Origin of the sequence: Polaribacter sp. BAL334 (assembly GCF_015767435.1) — a bacterium.
Taxonomy (GTDB): domain Bacteria; phylum Bacteroidota; class Bacteroidia; order Flavobacteriales; family Flavobacteriaceae; genus Polaribacter.
This window is the reverse complement of the sequence record NZ_JADWOV010000129.1, coordinates 1-304: the sequence shown is the minus strand read 5'-3', so window position 1 is coordinate 304 and position 304 is coordinate 1. Positions and strand designations below refer to the sequence as shown.

General features: G+C 31.2%; 1 protein-coding gene. It reads right to left on the bottom strand.

The window, feature by feature from the left end; all coding sequences use genetic code 11:
• The coding region (locus IU405_RS15570) for a hypothetical protein (RefSeq protein WP_231749417.1) at positions 1-304 on the bottom strand (304 nt) is incomplete at both ends.

Here is a 304-nt window from a genome sequence, read left to right as displayed (position 1 = left end):
ATTGTATCCGCAACGTAAATACGATAATCAGACTTAATTGTCATATTTTCTAGACATTCGTAGCATGAGTCAGGACCACAATATCCAATGTTAATTTCTTTTGAGTCTATTTTTTCTCCATTTAATTTATAAGTATTCAGAATTGGAACGAAACAATCAGCTTCTCCAAGAGTGATTGTAGAAATATAGTTGCCATTGGAAGGTATTATTCCATAAATATGCTCATATTCAGCGTCTTTGGAATATTTGAAACTAAGTTTAACGTCTAATTTCGGTAAATCTAGAATTTCATCCAAACAACCAT